At 73.8% G+C, this 23,839-nt stretch carries 25 protein-coding genes; 19 read left to right on the top strand and 6 right to left on the bottom strand.

Features of this window, described 5'->3' with window-relative positions; genetic code table 11:
* Positions 1-53 precede the first annotated feature (53 nt).
* The 3 genes from AB0J24_RS01670 to AB0J24_RS01660 are packed head-to-tail and all read left to right on the top strand — an operon-like array spanning position 54 to position 2,354.
* On the top strand, positions 54-848 hold the full coding sequence (locus AB0J24_RS01670; protein ID WP_358673788.1) for an SDR family NAD(P)-dependent oxidoreductase: 795 nt from the start codon (positions 54-56) through the stop codon (positions 846-848).
* A 53-nt stretch (positions 849-901) separates the two neighbouring features.
* A complete protein-coding gene (gene coaA / locus AB0J24_RS01665) occupies positions 902-1,831 on the top strand; it encodes a type I pantothenate kinase (protein ID WP_358674356.1) in 930 nt (309 codons plus the stop codon).
* A 52-nt stretch (positions 1,832-1,883) separates the two neighbouring features.
* Positions 1,884-2,354, top strand: coding sequence for a MarR family transcriptional regulator (locus AB0J24_RS01660; protein ID WP_358673785.1), 471 nt, complete (start codon positions 1,884-1,886; stop codon positions 2,352-2,354).
* Between the two features lie 12 nt (positions 2,355-2,366).
* On the opposite strand, the gene AB0J24_RS01655 is transcribed toward AB0J24_RS01660, so the two are convergent.
* On the bottom strand, positions 2,367-3,197 hold the full coding sequence (locus AB0J24_RS01655; protein WP_358673782.1) for a DUF427 domain-containing protein: 831 nt from the start codon (positions 3,195-3,197) through the stop codon (positions 2,367-2,369).
* Positions 3,198-3,419: 222 nt separating this feature from the next.
* Between AB0J24_RS01655 and AB0J24_RS01650 the strand changes: the two genes are divergently transcribed.
* On the top strand, positions 3,420-3,926 hold the full coding sequence (locus AB0J24_RS01650; protein ID WP_358673779.1) for a MarR family transcriptional regulator: 507 nt from the start codon (positions 3,420-3,422) through the stop codon (positions 3,924-3,926).
* A 134-nt stretch (positions 3,927-4,060) separates the two neighbouring features.
* Entirely contained in the window at positions 4,061-6,046 is a 1,986-nt protein-coding gene (locus AB0J24_RS01645; protein WP_358673776.1) for a protein kinase, read from the top strand.
* A 91-nt stretch (positions 6,047-6,137) separates the two neighbouring features.
* On the opposite strand, the gene AB0J24_RS01640 is transcribed toward AB0J24_RS01645, so the two are convergent.
* Entirely contained in the window at positions 6,138-6,731 is a 594-nt protein-coding gene (locus tag AB0J24_RS01640; protein ID WP_358673773.1) for an NAD(P)H-dependent oxidoreductase, read from the bottom strand.
* 76 nt (positions 6,732-6,807) lie between these two features.
* On the bottom strand, positions 6,808-8,328 hold the full coding sequence (locus AB0J24_RS01635; protein WP_358673770.1) for a PucR family transcriptional regulator: 1,521 nt from the start codon (positions 8,326-8,328) through the stop codon (positions 6,808-6,810).
* Positions 8,329-8,433: 105 nt separating this feature from the next.
* On the opposite strand from AB0J24_RS01635, the gene AB0J24_RS01630 reads away from it, so the two are divergent.
* From AB0J24_RS01630 to AB0J24_RS01585, 10 genes are all read left to right on the top strand, one after another.
* Positions 8,434-10,818 (top strand): xanthine dehydrogenase family protein molybdopterin-binding subunit, encoded by a 2,385-nt coding sequence (locus AB0J24_RS01630; protein ID WP_358673767.1) that lies wholly within the window; start codon positions 8,434-8,436, stop codon positions 10,816-10,818.
* Positions 10,819-10,841: 23 nt separating this feature from the next.
* Positions 10,842-11,564, top strand: a complete 723-nt coding sequence (locus AB0J24_RS01625; RefSeq protein WP_358673764.1) for a LamB/YcsF family protein — start codon at positions 10,842-10,844, stop codon at positions 11,562-11,564.
* A 28-nt stretch (positions 11,565-11,592) separates the two neighbouring features.
* Positions 11,593-11,838: an acetyl-CoA carboxylase gene (locus AB0J24_RS01620; RefSeq protein WP_358673761.1), complete on the top strand. Its 246-nt coding sequence runs from the start codon at positions 11,593-11,595 to the stop codon at positions 11,836-11,838.
* Positions 11,839-11,850: 12 nt separating this feature from the next.
* On the top strand, positions 11,851-13,206 hold the full coding sequence (locus AB0J24_RS01615) for an acetyl-CoA carboxylase biotin carboxylase subunit (RefSeq protein WP_358673758.1): 1,356 nt from the start codon (positions 11,851-11,853) through the stop codon (positions 13,204-13,206).
* Positions 13,203-14,075, top strand: coding sequence for an allophanate hydrolase subunit 1 (locus tag AB0J24_RS01610; protein WP_358673755.1), 873 nt, complete (start codon positions 13,203-13,205; stop codon positions 14,073-14,075). The genes AB0J24_RS01615 and AB0J24_RS01610 overlap by 4 nt, the downstream gene beginning before the upstream one ends.
* Positions 14,072-15,052: a biotin-dependent carboxyltransferase family protein gene (locus AB0J24_RS01605; protein WP_358673752.1), complete on the top strand. Its 981-nt coding sequence runs from the start codon at positions 14,072-14,074 to the stop codon at positions 15,050-15,052. The genes AB0J24_RS01610 and AB0J24_RS01605 overlap by 4 nt, the downstream gene beginning before the upstream one ends.
* Before the next feature lie 798 nt (positions 15,053-15,850).
* Positions 15,851-16,153 (top strand): hypothetical protein, encoded by a 303-nt coding sequence (locus AB0J24_RS01600; protein ID WP_358673749.1) that lies wholly within the window; start codon positions 15,851-15,853, stop codon positions 16,151-16,153.
* Positions 16,154-16,259: 106 nt separating this feature from the next.
* Positions 16,260-16,925: a hypothetical protein gene (locus AB0J24_RS01595; RefSeq protein ID WP_358673746.1), complete on the top strand. Its 666-nt coding sequence runs from the start codon at positions 16,260-16,262 to the stop codon at positions 16,923-16,925.
* Between the two features lie 88 nt (positions 16,926-17,013).
* A complete protein-coding gene (locus tag AB0J24_RS01590) occupies positions 17,014-17,469 on the top strand; it encodes a hypothetical protein (protein ID WP_358673743.1) in 456 nt (151 codons plus the stop codon).
* 71 nt (positions 17,470-17,540) lie between these two features.
* Positions 17,541-18,221 (top strand): hypothetical protein, encoded by a 681-nt coding sequence (locus tag AB0J24_RS01585; protein ID WP_358673740.1) that lies wholly within the window; start codon positions 17,541-17,543, stop codon positions 18,219-18,221.
* A 4-nt stretch (positions 18,222-18,225) separates the two neighbouring features.
* Here AB0J24_RS01585 and AB0J24_RS01580 read toward each other — a convergent pair whose 3' ends face one another.
* On the bottom strand, positions 18,226-18,882 hold the full coding sequence (locus AB0J24_RS01580) for a pentapeptide repeat-containing protein (RefSeq protein WP_358673737.1): 657 nt from the start codon (positions 18,880-18,882) through the stop codon (positions 18,226-18,228).
* 38 nt (positions 18,883-18,920) lie between these two features.
* Positions 18,921-19,853, bottom strand: a complete 933-nt coding sequence (locus AB0J24_RS01575) for an alpha/beta fold hydrolase (protein ID WP_358673734.1) — start codon at positions 19,851-19,853, stop codon at positions 18,921-18,923.
* A gap of 142 nt (positions 19,854-19,995) precedes the next feature.
* On the opposite strand from AB0J24_RS01575, the gene AB0J24_RS01570 reads away from it, so the two are divergent.
* A complete protein-coding gene (locus AB0J24_RS01570; protein ID WP_358673731.1) occupies positions 19,996-20,184 on the top strand; it encodes an antitoxin VbhA family protein in 189 nt (62 codons plus the stop codon).
* Complete coding sequence (locus tag AB0J24_RS01565; RefSeq protein ID WP_358673729.1) at positions 20,181-20,756, top strand: Fic family protein; 576 nt, start codon at positions 20,181-20,183, stop codon at positions 20,754-20,756. The genes AB0J24_RS01570 and AB0J24_RS01565 overlap by 4 nt, the downstream gene beginning before the upstream one ends.
* Before the next feature lie 2 nt (positions 20,757-20,758).
* Here the strand turns inward: AB0J24_RS01565 and AB0J24_RS01560 are convergent, their stop codons facing one another.
* Positions 20,759-21,496, bottom strand: a complete 738-nt coding sequence (locus tag AB0J24_RS01560; RefSeq protein WP_358673726.1) for a 2-phosphosulfolactate phosphatase — start codon at positions 21,494-21,496, stop codon at positions 20,759-20,761.
* A 95-nt stretch (positions 21,497-21,591) separates the two neighbouring features.
* Between AB0J24_RS01560 and AB0J24_RS01555 the strand changes: the two genes are divergently transcribed.
* Both AB0J24_RS01555 and AB0J24_RS01550 read left to right on the top strand, forming a co-directional pair.
* Positions 21,592-22,989, top strand: a complete 1,398-nt coding sequence (locus tag AB0J24_RS01555) for an APC family permease (protein ID WP_358673724.1) — start codon at positions 21,592-21,594, stop codon at positions 22,987-22,989.
* A gap of 161 nt (positions 22,990-23,150) precedes the next feature.
* Positions 23,151-23,792, top strand: a complete 642-nt coding sequence (locus tag AB0J24_RS01550; RefSeq protein WP_358673721.1) for an antibiotic biosynthesis monooxygenase — start codon at positions 23,151-23,153, stop codon at positions 23,790-23,792.
* The last annotated feature ends 47 nt before the right edge of the window (positions 23,793-23,839 follow it).

The following is a 23,839-nucleotide window of genomic DNA, read 5'->3' as shown; positions in this document are numbered from 1 at the left end:
TGCGAGTCATGTCACGCCGTGCGCCGCCCGGCCGGGGTCTAGGTTGGTCTGCCATGACCACGGCGACGACGCCCCCGCCCGCGACACCGGGACGCGATCCCGGCCGGTCGCCCCTGGCCGGTCGCCGGGTGCTCGTGAGCGGCGCCTCGGCCGGCATCGGCGAGGCGACGGCCCGGGCGCTCGCGGCGCGCGGTGCCCGGGTCGGGTTGCTGGCCCGCCGGGCGGACCGGCTCGACGAGCTGGCCGGGGAACTGGCCGGTTCGGTCGCGGTGCCGGTCGACCTCACCGACGACGACGCCGTCGTCCCCGCGGTCGGCGCGACGATCGCGGCGCTGGGCGGGCTGGACGCGGTGGTGCACGCGGCCGGGGTGTTCCACGCCGGCGAGGTCGTCCCGGCGTCGGGCGGTGATCCGGTGGTGTCGCCGCAGCAGTGGCGGCGGATGTTCGACCTGAACGTCGTCGCGCTGCTGGTGCTCACCCGGGCGGCGGCGCCGCACCTGGAGGTGGGGGTCGACCCGGCTGTCGTCTCCATCTCGTCGATGTCCGGGCGCCGGGTGCCGACCGCGGCCGGCGCCGTGTACGCGGCCTCCAAGCACGCCGTCCACGCGGTCTCGGAGGGCCTGCGGATGGAGCTGGCTCCCCGCGGCGTGCGGGTCACCACCGTCTCGCCCGGCTTCGTGCGCACCGGGCTCGTCGACGACTGGCCACCGGGCCCGTTGCGGGACCGCTACAGCGAGCGGCTGGCCGCGGTCGGTCTGGACCCTGCGGTCGTCGCCGACGCCGTGGTGCACGTGCTCGTCAGCCCGGCCCAGGTCGTCGAGTACGCGCTGACCTCGGTGACCCAGTGACGGCGGCGGCGTCCGATCCCGCCCCGCAGTACCGGGGACGCAGACCGTCCGGCCTGGCGAGGGGCAGCGCGTCCCCGTTCGTCGACTTCGACCGCCGGTCGTGGTCGCAGCTGGCCTCCTCGACCCGGGTCCCGCTGTCCGCCGAGGAGCTGGACCAGCTGCGCAGCTTCGGCGACTTCGTGGATCTCGACGAGGTCCGTGAGGTCTACCTGCCGCTGTCGCGGCTGCTGAACCTGCACGTCGAGGAGGGCGGCCGGCTCTACCGCGCCTACCGGCGGTTCCTCGGTGCGGCGAGCGCCCGCACCCCGTTCGTGATCGGGATCGCCGGATCGGTCTCGGTCGGCAAGTCGACCACGGCCCGGCTGCTGCGGCTGCTGCTGGCCCGCTCGCCGGAGCACCCGAACGTCCAGCTCGTCACCACCGACGGGTTCCTGTACCCGAACGCCGAGCTGCAGCGGCGCGGGTTGATGGAACGCAAGGGCTTCCCGGAGTCCTACGACCGGCGCAAGCTGCTGCGGTTCGTCTCGGAGATCAAGGGTGGACGGCCCGCGGTGACGGCGCCGGTGTACTCGCACCTGGTCTACGACATCGTCCCGGACGCCGAGCTCGTGGTCCGCAGCCCGGACATCCTCATCATCGAGGGCCTGAACGTGCTGCAACCGGCCACCGCGGGGGCGCTGACGGTGTCGGACTTCATCGACTTCTCGGTCTACGTCGACGCCGCCACGGCGGACGTACGGCGCTGGTACGTGGAGCGCTTCCTGCGCCTGCGGGAGACCGCGTTCCGGGACCCGCAGTCGTACTTCCGCCGCTACGCCGAGCTCGACCACGACGCCGCGGTCGCCCGCGCCGAGACGATCTGGGCCTCCATCAACGCCCCGAACCTGGAGCAGAACATTCTGCCGACCCGGTCCCGGGCCAGCCTGGTGCTGACCAAGGGCCCCGACCACAACGTCACCCGGGTCCGGCTGCGCAAGCTCTGACCCGCGGCAGGGCCGGTGCCGGTGCCCGGTGCCCGGCTGGCAGGATGTCCCAATGGGAGCTGACTCCGGCGGCGGGACCGTGACCAGCGGGTTGGACGCCCGGGACGAGGAGCTCGCAGCCCGGCTGCGACTGGTGATCGGACGGCTCAACCGGCGGATCAGGATCGACGGGAGCGAGACGCTGCCACCGCTGCAGCTGTCCACCCTGGTCACCGTGGAGCAGCACGGCCCGTTGCGGCTCTCCGAGCTGGCCCGGCGGGAGGGCGTGACCGCACCGACCATGTCCCGGGTGTTGTCCGCGCTCGACGAGCAGGGCATGGTGGCGCGGGCGGCCGACCCCGGCGACGCGCGGGGCGTGCTGGTCAGCATCGCCGACACCGGCCGGTCCTGCCTGCGGGAGATCCGCAGCCACCGCAATGCGCTGATCGCGCGGCGGCTCGACCGGCTCGACTCGGCGCAGCGGGAAGCACTGGTCGCAGCGCTGCCCGCGCTGGAGGCACTGCTCGTCCCCGACGAGGACTGACCGGGCGCAGGGTCAGGCCGGCTCGCCGTCGACCGTCACGGTGACCTCCGAGCCGTCGTCCCGGCGGCCACCGGCGGTGCTGCGCAACCCGGTGATCCTGCTCGATTCCGGCAGCGGCCGCGGGTAGTGCCAGAACGCGTCCGCGATCCGGCCGCCCGAGGGCAGTTCGGCGTGCTCGTAGGCGGCTTCGCCCTTGTAGGGGCAGCGGGTCCGGCCCTCGGCGGGGGTCAGGTCCACCGCGATGTCGGACCGCGGCAGGTACCAGCGGTTGGGCAGACCCGTCTCGGACAGCACGAACGGCCGGCCCGACTCCGCGAGCACCGTGCGGACACCGTCGGCCGTGGTGTGCGCGACCACGACGTGCCGGCCGGTGGGCCGGACGTCGATCCGGGTGTAGGGGTCGGTGAGGTGGGCGAAGACCTGCTCGTCCTCGTCGTACCAGGCGTCGGCCGCGTCCCAGCGGAGCGCGGCGAGCCCGCGCAGCCAGTCCGCGGCGGGTACCGGTTCCGGGTAGTGCCAGACGGCGTCGACGACGGTCCGGTCGCCCACCCGCAGCGAGCGGTAGGCGGCGTCGCCCTTGAACGGGCAGTGCGTGGTGTGCGCGCTCCCGGTCAGTACGGAGGCGTCCAGGTCGGCCTCGGGGACGTAGAGAACCGGCAGCAGGTTGGACTCGTGCACGAGGAACCCGTTGCGGGTGTCGAGCACCGTGTGCCCGCCCAGGACCGCCCGGACGCGGCGTGGGAAGGGGTGCATCAGCAGTTTGTGCGCGGGACCGTCGAGCGCGTAGTTGACCGTCGTCGGCGCGTACGGCGACAGCGGTCCGCCGGATCGGGTGAGGCCCACGGGCCGTCCTCTCGTCGTCGGGGCCCCTGCACCGAACCAGACGCCCCGGGGCGAGGGCCATACGGACAAGTCGAGGTGCAATCGCTATTAGCCCGAACAGTGCAACGCATGCCAGGAACCTTTCGATCCTCTTACATGATTGCGAACCCTAATATTGCGGTCCGCAACGTGTGTAGCATTCAAAACATGACGGAACGTCCGATTAGCCCGATTGACGACGACATGACCGTCGGCAGTGTCACCACGGTCGAGCGCGACGACCTCGACGCCGTCGAGCGCTCCACCCGGTCCGAGGACTCGCTGCAGTCCCTGGAGAAGCAGATCACCCTGCTCGTCCGACGGACGATGGAATCGGTCTGGGCGGACGGCTACGGATCGAACGAGGCCGTGGACCGCTACACCTACCCGGTCCTGATGCTGCTCGACGACGAGGGCCCGCTCTCGCTGACCGCCCTGACCGGCAAGCTCGGCGTCAGCAAGCCGACCGCCAGCCGCCAGGTGTCCCGGCTCTCCCGGGCCGGCCTGGTCGAGGTCTCGCCGCACGAGCGCGACCCGCGATCGGTCAGCGTCGAGCTCACCCCGGCGGGGATGGCGGCCCGCGAGCAGGTGCGGGCCGCACGCCTGGCGCCGCTGCGCGACGTGATCGCGCACTGGCCGGACTCCGACCGGGAATCGCTCGCCGGCCTGCTCGACCGCTTCAACACCGATCTCGATCTGTTCCTGCGCTGACCTCCCGCGGCCGGCAGCGGCCTCCGCGCACACGATGCGCGGGCGGCGCGTCGCCCCGGTGATGCCATAGTGGGGGGTCCGGCCGGTTCGCCGTCCGGGCTCGGCGGAACCGGTGACGAGGGGTAGGTACGGGCGTGGACGCGCTGGTGGCGCTCGTCGCCGGAGTGCTGAACGGCATCCGGGGGCTCGGCATCCCGGACGTGTGTCCCGGCGACTGGGCGTGGTCGGTCACCGCGCTGGGCGTGCTGGCCGGCCTGTTGCCCACCACGGGGGCGGTGCTGGTCGCGCTGATCCGGCGCCGGATCGGGTCCGGCTCGTCGTCGGGCTACACCTTCGCCGAGTCGGTGCTCATCGGCGGGATCGGCGTGCTCGCGGCCGGCCTGTTGCCGCTCGCGGTGTTCGTCGGTGCGGGCGGCGTGTTCGCCCGCGCCACGGCCGGTGACCCGGTGGTGTCCGGGCTCACTGCGTCGGCGACCGACTCGATCCGGGTCACGACCTGCGAGCTCGTCGGCACCCAGAGCAGCTACCTCGGCCGGGGCAGCGTCGCCGGAGCGATCGGCGGCGACGACGTCGTCACCTCGGTGACGGCGATCGTGCTGCTCGGCATCGTGCCGCTGCTGGCCGTGATGCTGGTCGCCGTCCAGGCCCGGACCGCGCTGCGCCGCGGGCCGCGCTGGCCCGCCAAGCTCTTCTGGCTCCCGCTGTTCTCGCTGATCGTGCTCACCGCCGCGGTGCCCGCGGGCACCGCCGAACACCTGTGGATCGGAATCCTCGGCGGCAGCCTGCTCGGCGTGCTGGTCGTACCGATGTTCCCGCCGCCGTCGCGGGCCAGGATCGAGCAGATCCGGGCGGGTCGTGACGCGCCGCCCGGGCCCCGGAACGGCACGCCGGTGGCCGCCGGCTCGTCGCGGGCCGGGCGGGCGCCGGGTTCGTCCCCGGTCCCGCAGGTCAGCGCCACCCCGAGCGTGGCGGAACGACTCGCCGCACGGTTCACCCGCCGGGAACCCGAGGCCCCGGTCGAGATCCCGTCGCGCTCCGGGGCGCCGTCGGTGGCGCAGGCCGCCCCCTACGTCGGCTTCGGTGCGCCGCCCGCCGGGCCGCCGCCGTCCGCCCCGGTGGCGAACCCACCGTCCGGGCCCGCCGCGCATCCCGCGGCCGGCCCGATGCGGGGGCCCCGCTCCGGTGGGCCCTACCCGCCACCGGTTCCGCCCGGGCCACCGCCGCGCACACCGACGCTGGTCGCGCCGGCGCCGGGCGGGCCGCCCCGGGCCCCGCGGTTCCGGCTGCTCAAGCGGCTCGGCGCGGGCGGATTCGGCGGTGTCTGGCTGGCCCACGACGCCAAGCTCGGGCACACCGTGGCAGTCAAGTCGGCGCACGCCGCCGACCCGGAGACCGAGGAGCGGATCCGCCGGGAGGCCGCCGCACTCGGGTCGATGCGGCACCCGTGCTGCGTCGAGATCTACGACCTGCTGCACGCCTCCTCCGATCCCGGCCTGCGCGGGATGGACGGTCTGGTGATCGTCATGCAGTACGTGGACGGGATGTCGCTGGGCCAGCTCGTCGGCGAGCGGGGCACGCTCGACGACATCTCCGCCGCCCGCATCTGGACCGGCATCGCGGGCGCGCTGGACACCGCACACCGGTCCGGCGTGCTGCACCGCGACATCAAGCCGGGCAACATCGTGGTCGACCCGCAGGGCCATCCGCACCTGATCGACTTCGGGATCGCGCGCAAGCAGGGCGACTCGACGTTGACCCAGACCGGTTACGTGCTCGGCACGCCCGACTACCTGGCCCCCGAGACGGCGGCCGGGAAGCCCGCGTCACCGGCGTCGGACGGGTGGCAGCTGGCGGCCGCGGTGTCGTTCGCGCTGAGCGGGCAGCCTCCGCGCGGTGAGTCGAGCGATGCCGTCGCCGGGCTCCGCGCGGCGGCCGCCGGGGCCAGGCTGACCCACCTGCCCAGCCGGACCGCACACTTGTCCCTGCTCAAGCAGGCGTTGCGGACCGAGCCGCACCGGCGCCCGGAGCTGCGGGTCGTCCGATCGAAGCTGGACGGTTGGCTGCAGCGGCAGGGTTATCGCTCGGACGGGCCGGTCACCGCGGTGTTCGACCAGCGCTGATCGCCCTGACCGGGGCCGACCAGCCCCGATCGAGGCCGGTCGGGGGCTGGTCGGCGCCGGCCGGTGGCGGTGCCGTCGCGCCGCCGGGCGCTCAGACGAGCTGACCGTGCCGGGACCGGGCCTCGCGCAGGACCCGGCCCCACCACACCAGCTGGTCGGTGAGCACCCGGGTGGCCTGCGTCGTGGCCTCGTCGGTGAGGGCGCCGTCGTCGTCGAAGAGCGTCCAGTAGTCGGGCAGGCTGACGGCGTCGCGCACCGGCACGCCGTGCAGCTCGACGAACACCGTCCGCAGGTGTTCGACCGCGCGGATCCCACCGGAGCGGCCGCCGTAGCTGACGAACCCGACCGGCTTCGCCACCCACTCGGCGTGAAAGGCGTCGATCGCCGCCTTCAGGCCGGCCGGATAGGAGTGGTTGTACTCCGGCGTGACGACGACGAACGCGTCCGCGGCGGCGAGCCGGGCACCGAGGCCGGGATCGGGGTCGCGGTCCATCCCGGGCGGGAGATCGGCCTCGGCCAGGTCCACCAGGTCGACGGCGACCTCGTCGCGTCCGGCGATCTCGCCGGTGAACCAGCGTGCGACGGTCGGTCCGTGGCGGCCGGCCCGCACGCTCCCGATGAGCACCGCGAGCCGGACCGGCTCGTCGGTCCCGCTGTGGTCCGGTCCGGCCGATGTGATGGTCATGTCTGCTCCTGCGAGGACGGGCGGGTGGCCTCTCCACCCGGCCCGGACGACGCTAGGAGCTCTAGTTCACTTCAGGTCAAGGGGTCGGCCGGTCCGGCGCGTGCAGCGCGAACCAGAGCTCGGCCCGCACACCGGGGGAGTCCAGGTCACGTCCGAGCAGTGCGCCGGCCTTCTCGATCCGGGACCGGAGGGTGTGCCGGTGCACGCCCAGGCGGGCCGCGGCCGGGTCCCACTGGCCGTGGTGGGCGAGCCACTCGCGCAGCGAGGTGACCAGGTCACCGCGGCGATCGGTGTCGTGGCGCACCAGTGGGGCGAGCACCGATTCGGCGAACGCGGCGGCGTCCTCCGGGACCATCAGCGCGGAGAGTCCGCTGCCGGCCAGGTCGGCGAACCGGATCACCGCGCGGTCCCGGCGCTCGGCCGCGTCCAGCGCACGACCCGCCTCCCGCAGCGCCCGCCCGAGGCAGGTCACCGGTGCGGGATCGGAGATCCCGGCGCGGACGCCGCGGACCCGCGCCGCGAGGCTCAGCACCGGCTCCACCGCGTCCGCCCCGACGACGGCGGCGACCTGCCCGTCGAGCTCGGCGTGGAACCCGACCGAGGCCCGTTCGAGCGCGTCGACGAGCACGTCCAGCCGGCCGGCTGCGGGGCGACCGCCGAGCGCGATCGCCACCAGCTCGCCGTCGGGCAGTGGGCCCCAGGTGTCGGCCAGCACCTGCTCGGCGCCGCAGTCCGGCAGCGTGGCGAGGGTCCGCAGCACAGCGGTCCGTAACCGCTGCTCGGCCCGGCCGGCGGCGGCGGTCCGCGCGTGCGCCAGGGTCAGCACCGAGACCGCGGACCCGATGACCTGCCGGTCGACCGGGCTGAACAGCCGGTCCCGACCGACCACGAGCACGGCCGGGCCGATCAGTCGCACCGGCTGCAGCACGACCTGGCCGCCGCCGGCCGCGGTCACCGTGACGCTCGACGGGCCGGAATGCTCGCGCACCCGGGCGATCTCACCGGCCAGCGTCGACGCCCTCCGCGACGCCTGGCGGGGCGCGGCGTGGCGGACCCGGTCGTCGGCGTCGGACACCAGCACCCATGCCTCCAGCCGTTCGGCGAGACGGTCCAGCACGCGGCCGGTGCTCCCGGCCCGGTCGTCGCCCAGTGCGGCCGCGGTCAGCGCCCGCTGCGCCTCGTCGGTCCGCACCACCTCGGCGTACCGTTCGGCTGCCCGGGCTTCGGTCACCGCCCTGGTCAGCGCGAGGAACGGGGTGCGCTCGGGGATCTCGACCAGCGGCAGTCCCTCGTGCCCGCAGGCGGCGGTGACGGCCGGGAGGTGCTCGTCGTGGCCCAGTCCGGTGCCGAAGCCCAGGGCCGCCAGCCCGTGCGCGGCGACCCGCCGGACGTACCCGGCCGGATCGGCCGCCGGGCCCAGCCCGGTGGTCAACAACAGCTCGCCGCCGTCGAGGTACGGGGTGGGGTCGTGCAGCTCGGACGAGTGCACCCAGGAGATACGACGTTCCAGATCCGCGGCGGGACACGCGGTCCGCAGACCGAGGGTGCGGTCGGCACACAGATCCCGCAAGGTGACCGGCACGGTGCTCCCTGACATGTTGGAGTGTCGCGAACTCTGAACTCGACGATCCGGACACTACCGCGACCCCGTGTCGTGGATCACGCTGTCCGGCACGGATCGTCGTCGAAGGGAAGTTCGAGCGTGACCACCACCGCGCCCGCGAGCACCGCACCGCGCTACGTCGGGACGAGCCTGCCCCGCAAGGAGGACCCGGCCCTGCTGACCGGGCGTGCGACCTGGACCGACGACATCGCGCCGTCGGGCACCCTGCACATGGCGGTGGTCCGCAGCCCGCTCCCGCACGCGACGATCGTCTCGGTGGACACCGCTGCCGCGCGCGAGCAGGAGGGCGTGCGGGCGGTCCTCACCGCCGAGGACATCGACCACGAGTTCCTGGCCGGCATCCCGTGCGGCTGGCCGGTCACCGAGGACATCAAGATCCCGGACCACCGGCCGCTGGCCCGCGGCGAGGTGAACCACGTCGGCGACGGTGTCGCCGTGGTGCTCGCGACCAGCGCTCGGGCCGCCCGCGACGCCGCCGACCTCGTCGAGGTCGAGTACGACGAGCTGCCCGCCGTCGTCGACATGGCCGACGCGCTGGCCGACGGGGCGCCGCTGGTGCACGCCGAGCTGGGCACCAACCACTGCTACACCTGGCCGCTGGCCACCGGTGACGTCGACGCCGCGTTCGCCGAGGCCGACGTCGTCGTGTCCGGGCGGTACCTGCAGCAGCGGGTCGTTCCCTCGCCGATGGAGCCGCGCGCCGTGGTCTGCGTCCCGGACCAGGTCGGTGGCGGGTTCACCGTCTACACCGCCACCCAGGTCCCGCACTTCGTCCGGGACATCCTGTCCGCGGTCACCGGCATCGCCGACACCAAGATCCGGGTCGTCGCACCCGACGTCGGCGGCGGCTTCGGCGCGAAGCTCAACGTCTACGCCGAGGAGTTCCTCGCCCTCGTCCTGGCCCGCAGGCTCGGTGCGCCGGTGAAGTGGACCGAGACCCGCTCCGAGCACCACCAGGCCACCACGCACGGCCGGGGCCAGATCCAGGACATCTCGGTCGCCGCCACGAAGGACGGCACGATCCTCGGGATGAAGGTGGAGCTGCTCGCCGACATGGGCGCCTACCTGCAGCTGCTCACGCCGGGCATCGCCGTGTTCGGCGCCTTCACCTTCTGCGGGCTCTACGACTTCGGCAGCTACTCCTTCACCTGCCGCGGCGTGTTCACCAACCTCACCCCCACCGACGCCTACCGCGGCGCGGGCCGCTCCGAGGCCGCCTACGGCCACGAGCGGATCATGGACGACCTGGCCCGCGAGCTGGGCATGGACGCGGCCGAGGTGCGGCTGCGCAACCTGCACCCCAAGTTCGACGAGCCGCGCACGGTCCCCTCCGGCGTGCAGTACGACTCCGGCGACTACGAGACCTGCATGCGCCGGGCGATGGAGCTCGCCGACTACGCGGCGCTGCGCACCGAGCAGCGCAAGCGCCGCGAGTCCGGCGACCCCGTGCAGCTGGGCATCGGCTTCGGCAACTTCACCGAGTCCGGCGGCCTCTCGCCGTCGAAGGTGGCGGCCGGGGTGCGGCTGCAGTCCGGCGGCTGGGAGCAGTCGACCGTCCGGATGACCACCAGCGGCAAGGTCGAGGTCGTCACCGGCACGTCGCCGCACGGCCAGGGCCACGAGACCGCCTGGTCGCAGATCGTCGCGGACCGCCTCGGTGTGCACCCGGACGACGTCGAGGTGCTGCACGGCGACACCCTGATCGCGCCCTTCGGCCGGGACACCTACGGTTCGCGCAGCCTTGCCGTCGGCGGCACCGCGGTGCACCTGGCCGCGGGCAAGGTGCTGGACAAGGCGAGGCTGATCGCCGCGCACCTGCTGGAGGCCGACGAGTCCGACCTGGAGTTCGAGGGCGGGAAGTTCCAGGTCGCCGGCACGGCCGGGCCGTCGGTGACGATCCAGGAGGTCGCCGGGGCCGCGTCGCTGGCGGCGAACCTGCCCGAGGGCATGGAGCCGAACCTGACCGCGGACTCGGCGTTCGACCCGCCGAACTTCACCTGGCCGTTCGGCACCCACATCTGCGTGACCGAGGTCGACACCGAGACCGGTTTCACCCGCATCCGCCGCTACGTCGCCGTCGACGACTGCGGGGTCGTGGTGAACCCGACCATCGTCGAGGGGCAGCTGCACGGCGGCATCGCCCAGGGCATCGGCCAGGCGCTCTACGAGCACGCCACGTTCGACGAGGCGGGCAACCCCACCGCGGGCAACCTGGCCTCCTACACCGTGCCCGCGGCGACCGACCTGCCGAACTTCGAGCTGGAGCAGACCGTCACGCCGTCACCGACCAACCCGATGGGGGTCAAGGGGATCGGCGAGTCCGGTGCGATCGGGTCGTCCCCGGCGGTGGTGAACTCCGTGATCGACGCCGTGGCCCACCTCGGGGTCACCCACATCGACATGCCCGCCACGCCGCAGGCCGTCTGGCGGGCGATCACACGGGCGAGCGAGCAGACTGCCTGAGACCGTAGGAAGGAGGCCGGGACATGGTGGCCATCAACTGCGACATGGGTGAGTCGTTCTCGATCTACCACTGCGGCGACGACGAAGGGCTCATGCCCTTCGTGACCGTCGCCAACGTGGCGTGCGGGTTCCACGCGTCCGACCCCCGGGTGATGACCCGGACCGTGAAGCTCGCCAAGCGCCACGGGGTGAAGGTCGGCGCGCACCCGTCGCTGCCCGACCGCGAGGGCTTCGGGCGTCGCGAGATGAAACTGGACCGGGAGGAGCTCACGGCCGCCGTCGTCTACCAGATCGGAGCGCTGTCGGGGTTCCTGCGCGGCGAGGGCATGGAGCTCAACCACGTGAAGGTGCACGGGGCGCTCTACGGGATGTCCTCACGGGACCCGGAGATCGCCGAGGCGATCGCGGACGCGGCCGACGTGTTCGGCGCACCCCTGATGGGGATGGCCGGCACCGTGCACGAGCAGGTGTGGGGCGACCGCGGTGCCGGCTTCATCGCCGAGTACTACGCCGATCTCGACTACCGCGACGACGGGTCGCTGATCATCACCCGCGAGCACGAGGCGTTCGACCCGGAACGCTCCGCCCAGCGCGCCCTGCGGGCGGTCACCGAGGGCAAGGCCACCTCGGTGAACGGCAAGGAGCTGACCGTGCGCGCCGACTCGGTGTGCGTGCACTCCGACACCCCGAACGCGGTCGAGCTGGCCCGAGCCGTCCACGCCGCCCTCAAGCCGTATCTGAACTGAAGCCCTACCTGAGCTGAGGAGTAAGTACGTGCCCCGACACGAGGTCGTCTCCCCGATCCCCGGCGTCTTCTACCGACGGCCCGACCCGGACAGCCCGCCGTTCGCGGAGAACGGCAGCACGGTCACCGACGACCAGACGGTCGGCCTGGTCGAGGTGATGAAGTCGTTCCACCAGATCCCGGCCGGGGCGTCCGGCACCGTCGTCGAGTTCCTGGTCGGCGACGAGGACGAAGTGGACGCCGGTCAGCCGGTGGCGGTCGTCGAGACCGGCTGAGGGGCGTCACCGATGAGAAAGCTGCTCGTCGCCAACCGCGGCGAGATCGCCGTCCGCATCATCCGAGCCGCCCGCGACCTCGGCATCCCGACCGTCGCGGTGCACTCGAAGGCCGACGGCGACGCGCTGCACACCCGCCTCGCCGACACCGCGGTCGAGATCGGGCCCTCGCCGGCGTCCAAGTCCTACCTGGTCGCCGACGCGATCCTGACCGCGGCGAAGGAGACCGGTGCCGACGCCGTGCACCCCGGCTACGGGTTCCTCTCCGAGCGGGCCTCGTTCGCGAGCGCCGTCGCCGACGCCGGACTGACCTTCGTCGGCCCGGCCGGATCGGTGATCGAGAAGATGGGGGACAAGGTCGCCGCCCGCGAGGTCGCGCGCGCCGCGGGTGTGCCGACCGTTCCGGGCACCCCGGGCGGGGTGGAGGGCGTCGACGCCGCCGTCGAGGCCGCCCGCGGGACCGGCTACCCGGTGATGCTCAAGGCCGCCGCCGGTGGCGGCGGCCGCGGCATCCGGGTGGTGCACGACGAGGAGTCCCTGCGCGGCGCGTTCGGGCAGGCCTCCACCGAGGCGCAGAAGGCGTTCGGGGACGGCACCATGTACCTGGAGCGGTTCGTCGAGCGGGCCCGGCACGTCGAGGTCCAGGTGCTCGGTGACGGCTCCGACGCCGTGCACCTGTTCGAGCGGGAGTGCTCGCTGCAGCGGCGCCGGCAGAAGGTCGTCGAGGAGGCGGTGTCGCCGGGCATCTCCGAGGAGACCCGGCAGGCCATGACCACGGCGGCGGTGAACCTGTGCCGGGAGGTCGGCTACACCTCCGCGGGCACCGTCGAGTTCCTGGTCGACGACCGGTCCGGCGAGTTCTTCTTCATCGAGATGAACACCCGGATCCAGGTCGAGCACCCGACGACCGAGCTGGTCACCGGGATCGACCTGGTCGCCGAGCAGCTGCGGATCGCGGCCGGTGAGCCGCTGCGCTTCACCCAGGACGACATCGAGCGCCGCGGGCACGCCATCGAGTACCGGGTCTGCGCCGAGGACCCCACGAAGGACTTCATGCCCCAGCCCGGCGCGGTCGGCCGGATCACCGTTCCCTCCGGGCCGTGGGTGCGCTGCGACACCTGGCTGGAGCCCGACGGCACCGTGCCGCCCTACTACGACTCGCTGCTGGCCAAGGTGATCGTCTGGGGCGCGGACCGGGACGAGGCGCTGGCCCGTTCCCGGCGCGCGCTCGACGAGTTCACCGTCGCCGGTATCCCGACCACCGCCGGGTTGCTCCGAGAGCTGGCCGCCGAGCCGTGGGTCGGTGCGGCGGACTTCCACACCGGGACCCTCGAACAGTGGCTGGCCGAACGGAAGGAGACCTCATGAGCGCCCGTTACAGCTGGGGTGGCGACGAGTTCGTGTTCGTCGAGCTGGCCGAGGAGATGAGCCTGCAGGCCAACTTCAAGGCCGTCGCGATCACCAACCTGCTGGCCGAGGAACGACCGGACGGGATCCTCGAGATCTGCCCGGCGAACGCGTCCTACCAGGTGCGCTACGACCCCGACGTGCTGGAGCCGCACCGCCTGCTGGAACACCTCAAGGCCCTCGAGGCGCGGGTCGGTGACGCGCTGGGGGTGACCCTGAACTGCCGGGTCGTCGAGCTACCGGTGCTCTACCAGGACCCGTGGACCACCGAGACGCTGCTGCGCTTCCGGGACCGCCACCAGGACCCGGAAGCCACCGACATCGAGTACGCGGCCCGGATCAACGGTTACGCCGGCGTCGACGAGTTCATCGCCGCCCACTCGGGCTCGCCGTGGTTCACCTCGATGGTGGGGTTCGTCGCGGGGCTGCCGTTCAAGTACCAGATGGTGCCGCGGGAACGGCAGATCCTGGTGCCGAAGTACCTGCGCCCGCGTACCGACACCCCGAAGCAGACCGTCGGGTACGGCGGCTGCTTCTCCTGCATCTACTCGGTGCGCGGGGCCGGCGGCTACCAGATGTTCGGGATCACCCCGGCGCCGATCTACGACCCGCGCCAGACGAAGCCCGACTTCACCGACCACAAGGTGTTCATGCGGCCCGGTGACATGGTCAAGTTCCGGCCGATCGACCGCGACGAGTACGACGACGCACAGGCGAAGGCCGAGGCGGGGGAGTACCGGATCACCGCCCGGCCGGTGGAGTTCGACCTGCAGCCGTTCCTGGACGACCCGGACGGCTACAACAAGCGCCTGCTGGAGGTCCTGACGTGAGCGCGACGACGTCGATCGAGGTCCGCAAGCCCGGCCTGTCCACCACGGTGCAGGACGGCGGCCGGTCGGGCTACTACCACCTGGGCATCCCGCCCTCGGGCGCGCTGGACCAGTACTCGCTCGCCGCGGCGAACGCGCTGGTCGGCAACTCGCCGGACGACGCGGCCCTCGAGATCGTCTACATGGGACCGGAGCTGCGGTTCACCGGTCCGGCCGTGGTCGCCGTGACCGGTGCGGCGATCGCACCCCGGGTGAACGGGGAGACCCGCCCGCAGTGGGAGTCGTTCACCGTCGCCGAGGGCGACGTGCTCGACTTCGACTACCTCAAGGCCGGTGCACGGGCCTACCTGGCGGTGGCCGGAGGCCTGGACACCCGGGTCGACCTCGGCAGCCGCTCCACCTACGTGATCGGCTCGCTCGGCGGGGTCGACGGACGCCCGATCGCCGAGGGCGACGTGCTGCCGGTCGGGTCCGCAGGGTCCGGGCGGGCCGGCCTGGTGGTGCCCGAGGACCTGCGCATCTCGACCTCGAAGGACGTCGAGGTGCGCGTCGTGATGGGCCTCTACGACCACCGGCTCACCGACAACGGCCGGGCCACCTTCCTGGACACCACCTGGACGCTGACGCCGGTGGCCGACCGGATGGGGTTCCGCTACTCCGGCGGCACCCTGGAGACGGTCGACCGGGAGCCGCCGTTCGGGGCCGGGCAGGACCCGTCGAACATCGTGGACTCGCCCTACCCGATCGGCTCGATCCAGGTGCCGGGCGGGGTGGAGCCGATCATCCTGCACCGCGACGCGGTGTCCGGCGGCGGCTACATGATGGTGGCGACGGTCATCTCCGGTGATCTGGACGTCGTCGCCCAGTCGGCGCCACGGACACGCACCCGCTTCGTCGAGGTCGACCTGGAGACCGCGCTCTCCCTGCGCGCCGAGCGGAAGGACCGCCTCGCACGGCTCCACGCCGCGCTCGCCTGACCGTCCGGTCCGCTGAACCGGGGCACGTGACTCACCCGTCCGGGGTGGCCGAACGCGGTCGTCTGGTCCAGACTCGACGCTCGGTCGCACCGGAACGTCGTGGGGAGGCGGTTCGCGCACATGGGCAGGCACCGGAGTGCGGCGGGCACGAGCCTGGCCCGGAAGGTCCTCGCGGTCGCGATCCCCGCACTCGGTGCGGTCGCGGTGGCCGCCGCCGTCGTGATCGGTGCCGGTGCGGACCGCCCCGCCGAACGTGCCCCGCAGCCGGACTCGGCCGCACCCGAACCGGGGGCGGCCCCGGCCGGGCCGTCACCGGCCCCGGCGGCGCCCGACGCCACTGACGCACCCGGCCCGGTGGCCCCGGGCGGTCACCCGCCGGCCGTGCCGGTTCCGGCGCTGGCCGCCGGGGAGGCGGCCGGCGCCGCCGCGACCGCGCCGGCCGCCCCCGGTCCCCGGGGTCACGGCTCCGGCGACGCGGATGCCGCCGCGGGTGCCGCCGGCCCGGCGGCCGCGAACCCGGGTGCAGGAGCCGCCGCGTCTCCGGCGGTTCCGGCACCCCAGAGGCCCCAGGTGCCCCAGCCGGCTCAGGCACCTGAGTCTCCGCCCCAGGGGCCTCGTGCACCCCAGCTGCCTCGAGAGCTGCAGAGTCCGCCCCAGGGGCCTCGCACACCTCAGCCGGCCCACGGGCATCCGGTACCCCGGACAACGGCTCAGACGCCTCGGGTACCGCAGCTTCCGTCGCAGCTGCCTCGTACACCTCAGCCGTCTCAGGAGCCCGCGGCACCCCGGACACCTCAGGTGTTCGAGCTGCCGAAGCAGTCGCCGGCACCGGAGCCCGGTCGCGACCCGGTGCCGACCGCGCCGGACGTCCGGCACCAGCGCCCCGCCGAACCAGCGCCTCCCCGCACCGCGGCCCCGCGCAGCATCCTCGTGCATCCGCGCACCGACCGCCCCGGCCGGGACGTCCGCGACGAGGTGCGCAGGGAGCTCCGCGCCGTCGAGGAGAGCGGCGCGTTGCTGCGACTTCGCCTCGCGCTCCAGCAGGCCCGCGAACGCGACGACCGGACGCCGGGCCCAGCGCTCTCACAGATCCCGGACTGACCCCGTACGGGCGGCCTCACCCACCCGTTCGGCGCATGACCGCGGCACGATCCGCCCGTCATGGTGGCCGTATGACTGCTCTGATCAGCCCAGTTGGTTACTGCTGATGGCAGCACGCCATCGTATGCCGGAGGTCCGGCCGGGCGACTCCACGACCTGGACCGCAGCCGAACCCCCGCCGCGTCGCCCGCACCGCCGCGGACCGCTGCGTACCCTGCTGATCGGCGGGCCGCCGCTGCTGCTCGTGCTCGTCGCCGTCGTCGCGAGCCTGCTCACCGGCCGGGCCGCACCGGCCGACGAACGGATGGGGGACAGCGTCCCGATCCCGACCTTCGCCGACCGGCCCGCCCCCGCCGCATCCGGTCCGGAGCGGACGTCGACCACACCCCGCCCGGCCGTACCGCCCGGTGCCGATCTCGGCGACACCGTCCTGACCGGCCTGAGCGGTGACGCCGCAGCGCACGCCGCGGGCGAGGCCGCACGTGCCGTCACCGCGCGCGCCGCCGCGGAACGACGGGCCGCGCAGCGGGCCGAACAGCAGCAGCGGGCCGAACAGCAGCAGCGGGCCGAACAGCGGCGCGTCGTGCAGGACGAGCTCCGCCGCGATCAGACCCGGGAGCGGGACCGCCGCGCGGCCGAACCGCCCGCACCGCCGCCCGCCGCACCGGTCGAACCCACCCCGGAACCGGCCCCGCCGCAGGACGGTGCGGCCCCGGCGCCCGAGCAGCCTGCGGGCGCACCGGCGGAACAGCGAAGGACCGGCGGAGAGTGACCAGCCATCCGGGCGGTCGCGGTCCGACGGCCCGCGCGTCATCATCGGGACAGCCGTTGAGCTGTTCGGGCCAGTCGGAGGGGCGCTGATGGGCGGACGTCACCGGGTGCAGCGGACCCGCCGTGCACCGTCGACCCGTGCTGTCCTGGACGCGCTGCCGGTCCTCGTCGCCGCCACAGCGGTCGTCGCCGTCGTGGCGGTCGTCGTCGGCGGCGGACTGCTGGACCGCGGCACCGCGGCGCCCCTGGCCCAGGAGCCCGCCGTACCGGCCACGGCGGAGGTCCCGCGCACGGGTCCTCTTCTCGACCTTCCGGCCACCGACAGCGCGGCGCTGGCCGCCGACGACGCGGTCCGTGCCGCGGCCGGGCGGACCCCGTCGGCCCCCGCAACGGGATGCGACCTCGACGGACCGCCCCGGTTCGACGACCCGGCCGAGCCGAACCGGATCACCAACCGCGACTGCGGTTACCTCGACGAGCAGGGCAGGGAGCGGTCCCACGACCCGTGGATCGACGGCCAGCTCCTCGATGCGGTGGGGAACTGAGACCCTGCGGGCCGTTTCGCCCCGGACCGTTCCGGATACGGAGATCGGGAACGGGACGGGAGGCGATCACGATGACCGGACGGCATCGACGAACACCCACACCGACGACGCGTGCCCTGCTCGGTACGGTTCCGCTGCTCGGTGGCGCCGGAATGGCCGCAGGTCTGCTGGCCGGCGCCGCACCGGAGGGCACCCCGGCACCGGCCCCGGTCGTGGCGGCACTGCCGGTCGCCGAGGCCCCTGCTACGGCACTGCCCGTCCCCGAGGCCGGCGCGACCGCGCTGCCGGTGACCGGGGTCGGCGCGACCGCGCCGGTCGGCGTCGCGTCCGGTCCCGGGCCGGTCCCGGGCGGTGGGGAGATCCTGATGGACGCGGTGGCCGGAGCACGCGACGCCGCGCAGGCCCGGCAGGCGGCCGACGCACGCGAGGCCGCCGAGGTCAGCACGGTCGCCGAACAGCTGCGTGTGCAGGCCGAGGAGCGGGCCGAGCAGGCCCGCGCCGCCGGGGACGCCGAGCTCGCCGCCTACCACGAGGCGCAGGCGGAGCAGCAACGATCGGCCGGCTCGTCACGGCAGGTGGTGCCCGCCCCGCTCGACTCCGGTGCTCTCGCCGCGGACCCGGGCGCCACCTGCACGTCGTCGGACCTGCTGCGCCTGGGCCCGGTCGCGCTGGCCGGACCCGACGACCCCGACTGCCGGCTGGACCCGTGGATCGCCGGGCAGCTGGAGGACAGCCTCGACCGGGTGGGCTGAGGCACTACCCGATCACGGTCAGCCCGAGCGCCCCGCAGATCGCTGCGGCCTGAGCGGGGGAGACGACCGCGCCACGCAGCTCGCGCGGGGTGTCCGGGGTGATCTCGCCCAGGTCACTCGTCCGCAGGTCGGCCTGGTCCAGCCGGGCGGCGCGCAGCACGGTCCCGCGCAACCGGCACCGGTCGAACACCACCGTCCGCAGGTCGGCGCCGGACAGGTCGGCCTCGGACAGGTCGCACTCGGAGATCCGCAGCCCGCGCAGCGCCAGGTCCCCGAGGTCAGCCAGCTGCAGGTTGCACCCGGTCAGCACGAACGACGCGGCCAGCCCTCGCACGCCGCGCAGCACCGTCCCCAGCATCCGGCAGCCGTCGAACCGGGTGTCGCCCAGCAGCGCGCCCGCGAGCCGTGCACCCGACAGGTCGACCGCACTCAGCTCGGCGTCGGTCAGGTCCGCCTCGCGCAGGTCCGCACCGGCCAGCGACGTACCTGAGATCCGTGCCCGGTCCAGCCGGGTCCCACGCAGGTCCGCACCGGCCAGCGAGCCGCCCCGCAGGCACATCCCGGTGAGGTCCACCTCGCGCAGGTCGCAGTCGGGCAGGTCGGCGTCGTGCACCGGGTCCCCGGACCGGACGGCGGCGATCAGCATCTCGGCGGTCGTCACCCCGGCAGCCTGGCACGGGCCACCGACGGATCCGGCGGTCAGGTCGCCGGGGGCGCGTCCGGCCCGACCGGGAAGCAGCGCACCGGCTCGGCGTTGACCGGGTCGAGCGCGTTGGAGATGTGCTGCAGGGCGACCGGGTCGAACGCGACCGCGACGTGCTCGGCCAGGTCGGCCGGGCAGCCCTCCTGCAGGACGATGTTGGTCGCACCGTCCATCAGCCCGGACGTGTAGGGGACCACCAGCTCGTCGTAGCGGGTGAGGATCATCGTGTAGGTGACGCCGTCGACCCGCGGCCCACCATCGGAGTTCAGCGCGGCGAGGAAGTCCGACCCGCGCAGGAACTGCCGGCACGAGGCGCACAGCGGATCGAGGGCGAGTCCGATGGCGGGCCCCAGCCCGAGCTGTTGCCCGGTGCGGTTCAGGAACGCCAGGCCGGCCGTGTTCGTCCCGTCCCACAGCGGGGTGAGGCCGACGTAGCGGTCGACGACCTCGGCGCCGCCGAGGAACTTCACCCAGTGGTTCGGCATCAGCGAGCCCTCGGAGTGGCCGACGAGGTCGACCTTCTCCGCGCCGGTCGCCGCCAGCACCCGCTCGACGAACGAGGCCAGCTCCTGCGCGCTCTCCTCCATCGGTGCCAGCCCGCCGACCTGGGTCAGCGGCGGCGGGGCGAGCGGGTTGCGGCCGTAGGTCAGGGAGAAGACGCAGTGCCCGCGCTCCGCGAGCCGCGGGGCGACGTAGGCCCAGTTGTTCGACTGGTTCGCCGACAACCCGTGCACGAGCACCACCGGGTTGGGGTGCTCCTCGGTCGGTGTGCAGGCCCAGTCGTTGGAACCGGGCGGCGGCGGGTCGAGCAGGTCCGGGACCTGCGCCGGCCCCGCCTCGGCCGCCTGTACCGGGGTCACCATCGCCGCACCGACCACGAGGGTCGCCAGCGCGATCGACGCGACCGCGCCCCAACGCCGCCGGTTCATCGCTGCCGCCTCCCCGCGCCCGGTGTTACCGCCGGGTACAACGACCGGGCCGGGGGAGAGGTGCGCACTGCTCCGGACGAGTGACGGGACGGGGCCCCGGCTGTCGGGGTCGTACCCGACGTCGCTGCGTTACGCTGTGCCGGTGACGTCCTCGACCACACCCACGGTCCAGGCCCCGAGCTGGGCCGACGCCGTGCGGTTCGCGACCGGCAGCATGGCGGCGGACGGTCTGGAGATCGACGACGAGGGGATGGCGCTGCTCGGCGCGGTCGCCCGCGAGGAGCTGACCGTCGACGACGCGGTCGAGCAGGTGCTCGCCCGCCACCGGTGAGCCTCGACCCGTACCTCGATCTCGAGCACGGTGTCCTCCGCAACCGGATCGGCATCACCGACGCGGCCGAACTCGCGGCGGTCGAACGCCGGATCTCGGCGCTGCGCATCGCCGGTCTCGAGCGCTCCCCGGTGCCCGGCGACTACGACCTGGCGCACCTGCAGTGCGTGCACCGGCGGATCTTCTCCGACGTCTACCCGTGGGCGGGGACCATCCGCACGGTCACGCTCGCCCGCGCCGGGCACCCGTTCTGCACACCCGACCTGATCCGGCCCACCGCCGACCGGATCTTCCCCCGGCTCGCCGCCGCGGACCGGCTGCGGGGCGCCGGCCGCGCCGCGGTGCTGGACGCCCTCACCACGCTGCTCGCCGGGCTGAACGAGCTGCACCCGTTCCGCGAGGGGAACGGCCGCGCCCAGCGCAGCTTCCTCGCCCAGCTGGCGAGGCACGCCGGGCACCCGCTGTCCTGGGACGGCCTGGACCCGGTGGTCAACGCGACCGCCGCCCGGGCCGCCGCGAACGGTGACCGGGCACCGTTGCGCGCCGTGATCGATCACGCCCTCGCGCCCTGAGGTCACGATCCGCACGCCGGTACGAACACGCCGGCCTCCAGCACCGGCACGGCGGTGCCGGCATCCAGCTCCGCAGCCACCTCGACGTCGTCACCGAACCCGATCGCCACCAGTTCCCGCCCGCTCGCGCAACCGTGCAGCACACCGGCCGGATCGGCCAGCACCGGCCCGGCCGCGGCGGCCGCGGCATGCGCCTCCGGGGAGCGGCCCGCGGCGGGCAGTGCCGCGATCAGCGCACCGGCACCCCACAGGTCCTCCACGGCAGGGCGCAGCGTGCCGTCGGGCCACCGCTCACCCGCGGCGACCACGGTGACCCGCAGACCGGTGCCGAGCAGCGTGCGGATCCGGTCGGCGGCGGCCGCCCGGTTGCGCAGCGACACCCCGAGCACCGGGACCCGGGCCGTGGCGGCGATCGCGGAACCGTTCGGGGAGGGCAGCACCAGCCGTTCCAGGCCGGACGCTGCCCGGACGGAGCCGGGGGACAGGCTGACCTCACCCGGACCGGCGGCCGAGCGCGGGACGGCCAGGGTCGCCCCGTGCTCGCGCGCGAGATCCGCGGCGCGCTCGTCGCGCCACCGGCACGGGACGACCGGGACACCCCGGTCGGCGGCGACCGACAGGGTCGTGGTGAACGACAGCACGTCGACCACCACCAGCACGTCGCCCGCGGTCGCGGCCGCACCGACCGGCCCCCAGTCGAACCGGATGCGGTACCCGGCCTGGGTGTGCACGCCGGACATCGGTGACGCCCCCTGACGCAGTGGAGCGTCCGGTCACCCGGACGCGACGGTCTGGACACTATCGGAACGAAACGTCCGTCCCCGACCCTGTCGCGATGGGCAACGACCAGACCTTCGTGAAGGCGCTGGGCCGGGCGGACGTGCTGGCCGTCGGCTTCGGGGCGATGATCGGCTTCGGCTGGGTGGTGCTGGCCGGCGAGTGGGTGTCCGGCGCCGGGACCGCCGGCGCCGCGCTGGCCTTCGTGCTCGGCGGGTCGGTGATGGCCGTCGTCGGGCTCACCTACGCCGAGCTGGTGTCGGCCCTGCCGAAGGCCGGCGGCGAGCACCACTACGTCCTGCGGGCGCTGGGCTCGCGATGGGCGTTCGTCGCGTCGTGGGCGATGGTGCTGGGGTACCTGTCCGTCGTCGCGTTCGAGGCCGTCGCGCTGCCCGAGACCGCGCTCTACCTGTTCCCCGATCTCCCGGCAGGCCTGCTGTGGACGGTCGCTGGCTACGACGTGTACGCCACCTGGGCACTGGTCGGGATCGTCGGCGCCGTCGTCGTCACCTGGCTGAACTACGTCGGGATCCGCCCGGCCGCCGTGGCCCAGACGGTGGCGGTCGCGTTCCTGGTGGCGGTCGGGTTCGTCATGCTCACCGGCACCGTCGCAGGCGGGAGTGCCCAGCTCGCCGAGCCCTGGTTCACCGGCGGGTTCGCCGGGATCCTCGGCGTGCTGGTCGCGGTGCCGTTCCTGTTCGTCGGCTTCGACGTCATCCCGCAGTCCGCCGAGGAGATCAAGCTCCCCGAACGGCACATCGGACGACTGCTGGTGGTGTCGGTGCTGATGGCGATCGCGTTCTACGTGGTCATCGTCGTCGGGACCGGTTTCGCGTTGGACGACGTCGCCCTGGCGAACTCCCAGCTCGCCGCCGCCGACGCCATGACCAGCCTGTGGGGGCATCCCGCGTTCGGCACGCTGCTCGTCCTCGGTGGCATAGCGGGCATCCTGACCAGCTGGAACGCCTTCCTGATCGGGGCGAGCAGGCTGGTCTACGCGATGGCGGCGTCCGGCATGCTGCCGCGCTGGTTCGCCCACGTGCACCCGCGGTACCGCACACCGACGCACGCGATCGTGTTCATCGGCGGCCTGTCGGTGCTCGCCCCGCTGTTCGGCGACAACATGCTCACCTGGCTGGTGAACGCAGGCGGTCTCACGATCACGATGGGTTTCACGATGGTCGCGGTCACCTTCCTGGTGCTGCGCCGCCGCGAGCCGGGGCTCGCCCGCCCGTTCCGGGTGCGCGGCGGCCCGGTGATCGGGGTGACCGCCGCCGTCGCGAGCCTGGTGCTGCTGTCGCTGTACCTGCCGGGCATGCCCGCCGCGCTCGGGTCGGCCGAGTGGACGATCATCGGCGGCTGGTGGCTGGCCGGCCTGTACTTCCTGACCCGCTTCCCCGAGGTCGGCCCCGGCGCCGACGGCGAGCAGCGGCTCATCCGGGCCACCCGACGGTGACCGGACGCAGGACCGGACCGCGTGCCGGCACCGGCTCACGGCACCCACGAGAGGGACGAGGCCGTGCGATCCGGGCCCGGTCGTTGTGATGTCGTGCGGCGGTCGCTGTGACGTCGTGCGGCGAGGGTGCGGAAGCGGGTCGGGGGACCCACCATTCCGGCATGGCCGTTGACACCCCCACCGGCGTCCGGTCGCCCGGCACCACCCCCGCCGACGCGACCACCGCCCCGGTCACCGTCTCCTTCACCCGCCGCGCCGATCCCGCGCACACCGCCGAGATGACCGCCTGGATCCGCTCGGGCCTGCTGATGGCCGAGGGTTTCCCCGGTTTCCTCGGCGGCGGCTGGGTCCGCCCCCGCGCCGGGGCCGACGAGTGGCACATGCTCGCCCGGTTCGACTCCCCGGACTCGCTGGCCGCCTGGGAGGCCAGCCCGCAGCGCCGCTGGTGGCTCGACTCCGCCCAGGGGCTCGCCGAGATGACCCGCGCCGAGCGCCGCACCGGGATCGAAGGCTGGTTCGACACCCCGGAGAAGATCGAGGCCCTCGGCCCACCGCAGGCCACCCCGCCACGCTGGAAGCAGGCGACCACGATCTGGCTGGCCTTCTTCCCGCTGAACCTGCTCGCCACCGTCACCTTGGGTGCGCTCGTCGCGGACTGGCCGGTGGTGCCGCGGACGGCGGTGCTGACGCTCGTGCTGACCCCGCTCATGGTGTACCTGATCCTGCCGCGGATCACCCGGCTGCTCGGCTGGTGGCTGCAGGGTCGCCGGTTCCGCGACCGGCACCGGAACCTCGCCGGCTGACCGGGGACGGGCTCCCGGCTTGATCGTCGAGGGGGCCCCCGGACCGT

This window comes from Pseudonocardia sp. NPDC049635 (genome assembly GCF_040659795.1).
In the GTDB taxonomy this organism is placed as follows: domain Bacteria; phylum Actinomycetota; class Actinomycetes; order Mycobacteriales; family Pseudonocardiaceae; genus Pseudonocardia.
This window is presented reverse-complemented; position numbering and strand designations above follow the sequence as displayed.

Bases quoted from the DNA above. Each gene is read 5' to 3' on its own strand.
- AB0J24_RS01670 (WP_358673788.1), top strand. From the start codon at position 54: ATGACCACGGCGACGACGCCCCCGCCCGCGACACCGGGACGCGATCCC.
- AB0J24_RS01660 (WP_358673785.1), top strand. From the start codon at position 1,884: ATGGGAGCTGACTCCGGCGGCGGGACCGTGACCAGCGGGTTGGACGCC.
- AB0J24_RS01650 (WP_358673779.1), top strand. From the start codon at position 3,420: ATGACCGTCGGCAGTGTCACCACGGTCGAGCGCGACGACCTCGACGCC.
- AB0J24_RS01640 (WP_358673773.1), bottom strand. From the start codon at position 6,731: ATGACCATCACATCGGCCGGACCGGACCACAGCGGGACCGACGAGCCG.
- AB0J24_RS01635 (WP_358673770.1), bottom strand. From the start codon at position 8,328: ATGTCAGGGAGCACCGTGCCGGTCACCTTGCGGGATCTGTGTGCCGAC.
- AB0J24_RS01625 (WP_358673764.1), top strand. From the start codon at position 10,842: ATGGTGGCCATCAACTGCGACATGGGTGAGTCGTTCTCGATCTACCAC.
- AB0J24_RS01615 (WP_358673758.1), top strand. From the start codon at position 11,851: ATGAGAAAGCTGCTCGTCGCCAACCGCGGCGAGATCGCCGTCCGCATC.
- AB0J24_RS01610 (WP_358673755.1), top strand. From the start codon at position 13,203: ATGAGCGCCCGTTACAGCTGGGGTGGCGACGAGTTCGTGTTCGTCGAG.
- AB0J24_RS01595 (WP_358673746.1), top strand. From the start codon at position 16,260: ATGGCAGCACGCCATCGTATGCCGGAGGTCCGGCCGGGCGACTCCACG.
- AB0J24_RS01590 (WP_358673743.1), top strand. From the start codon at position 17,014: ATGGGCGGACGTCACCGGGTGCAGCGGACCCGCCGTGCACCGTCGACC.
- AB0J24_RS01585 (WP_358673740.1), top strand. From the start codon at position 17,541: ATGACCGGACGGCATCGACGAACACCCACACCGACGACGCGTGCCCTG.
- AB0J24_RS01575 (WP_358673734.1), bottom strand. From the start codon at position 19,853: ATGAACCGGCGGCGTTGGGGCGCGGTCGCGTCGATCGCGCTGGCGACC.
- AB0J24_RS01560 (WP_358673726.1), bottom strand. From the start codon at position 21,496: ATGTCCGGCGTGCACACCCAGGCCGGGTACCGCATCCGGTTCGACTGG.
- AB0J24_RS01555 (WP_358673724.1), top strand. From the start codon at position 21,592: ATGGGCAACGACCAGACCTTCGTGAAGGCGCTGGGCCGGGCGGACGTG.
- AB0J24_RS01550 (WP_358673721.1), top strand. From the start codon at position 23,151: ATGGCCGTTGACACCCCCACCGGCGTCCGGTCGCCCGGCACCACCCCC.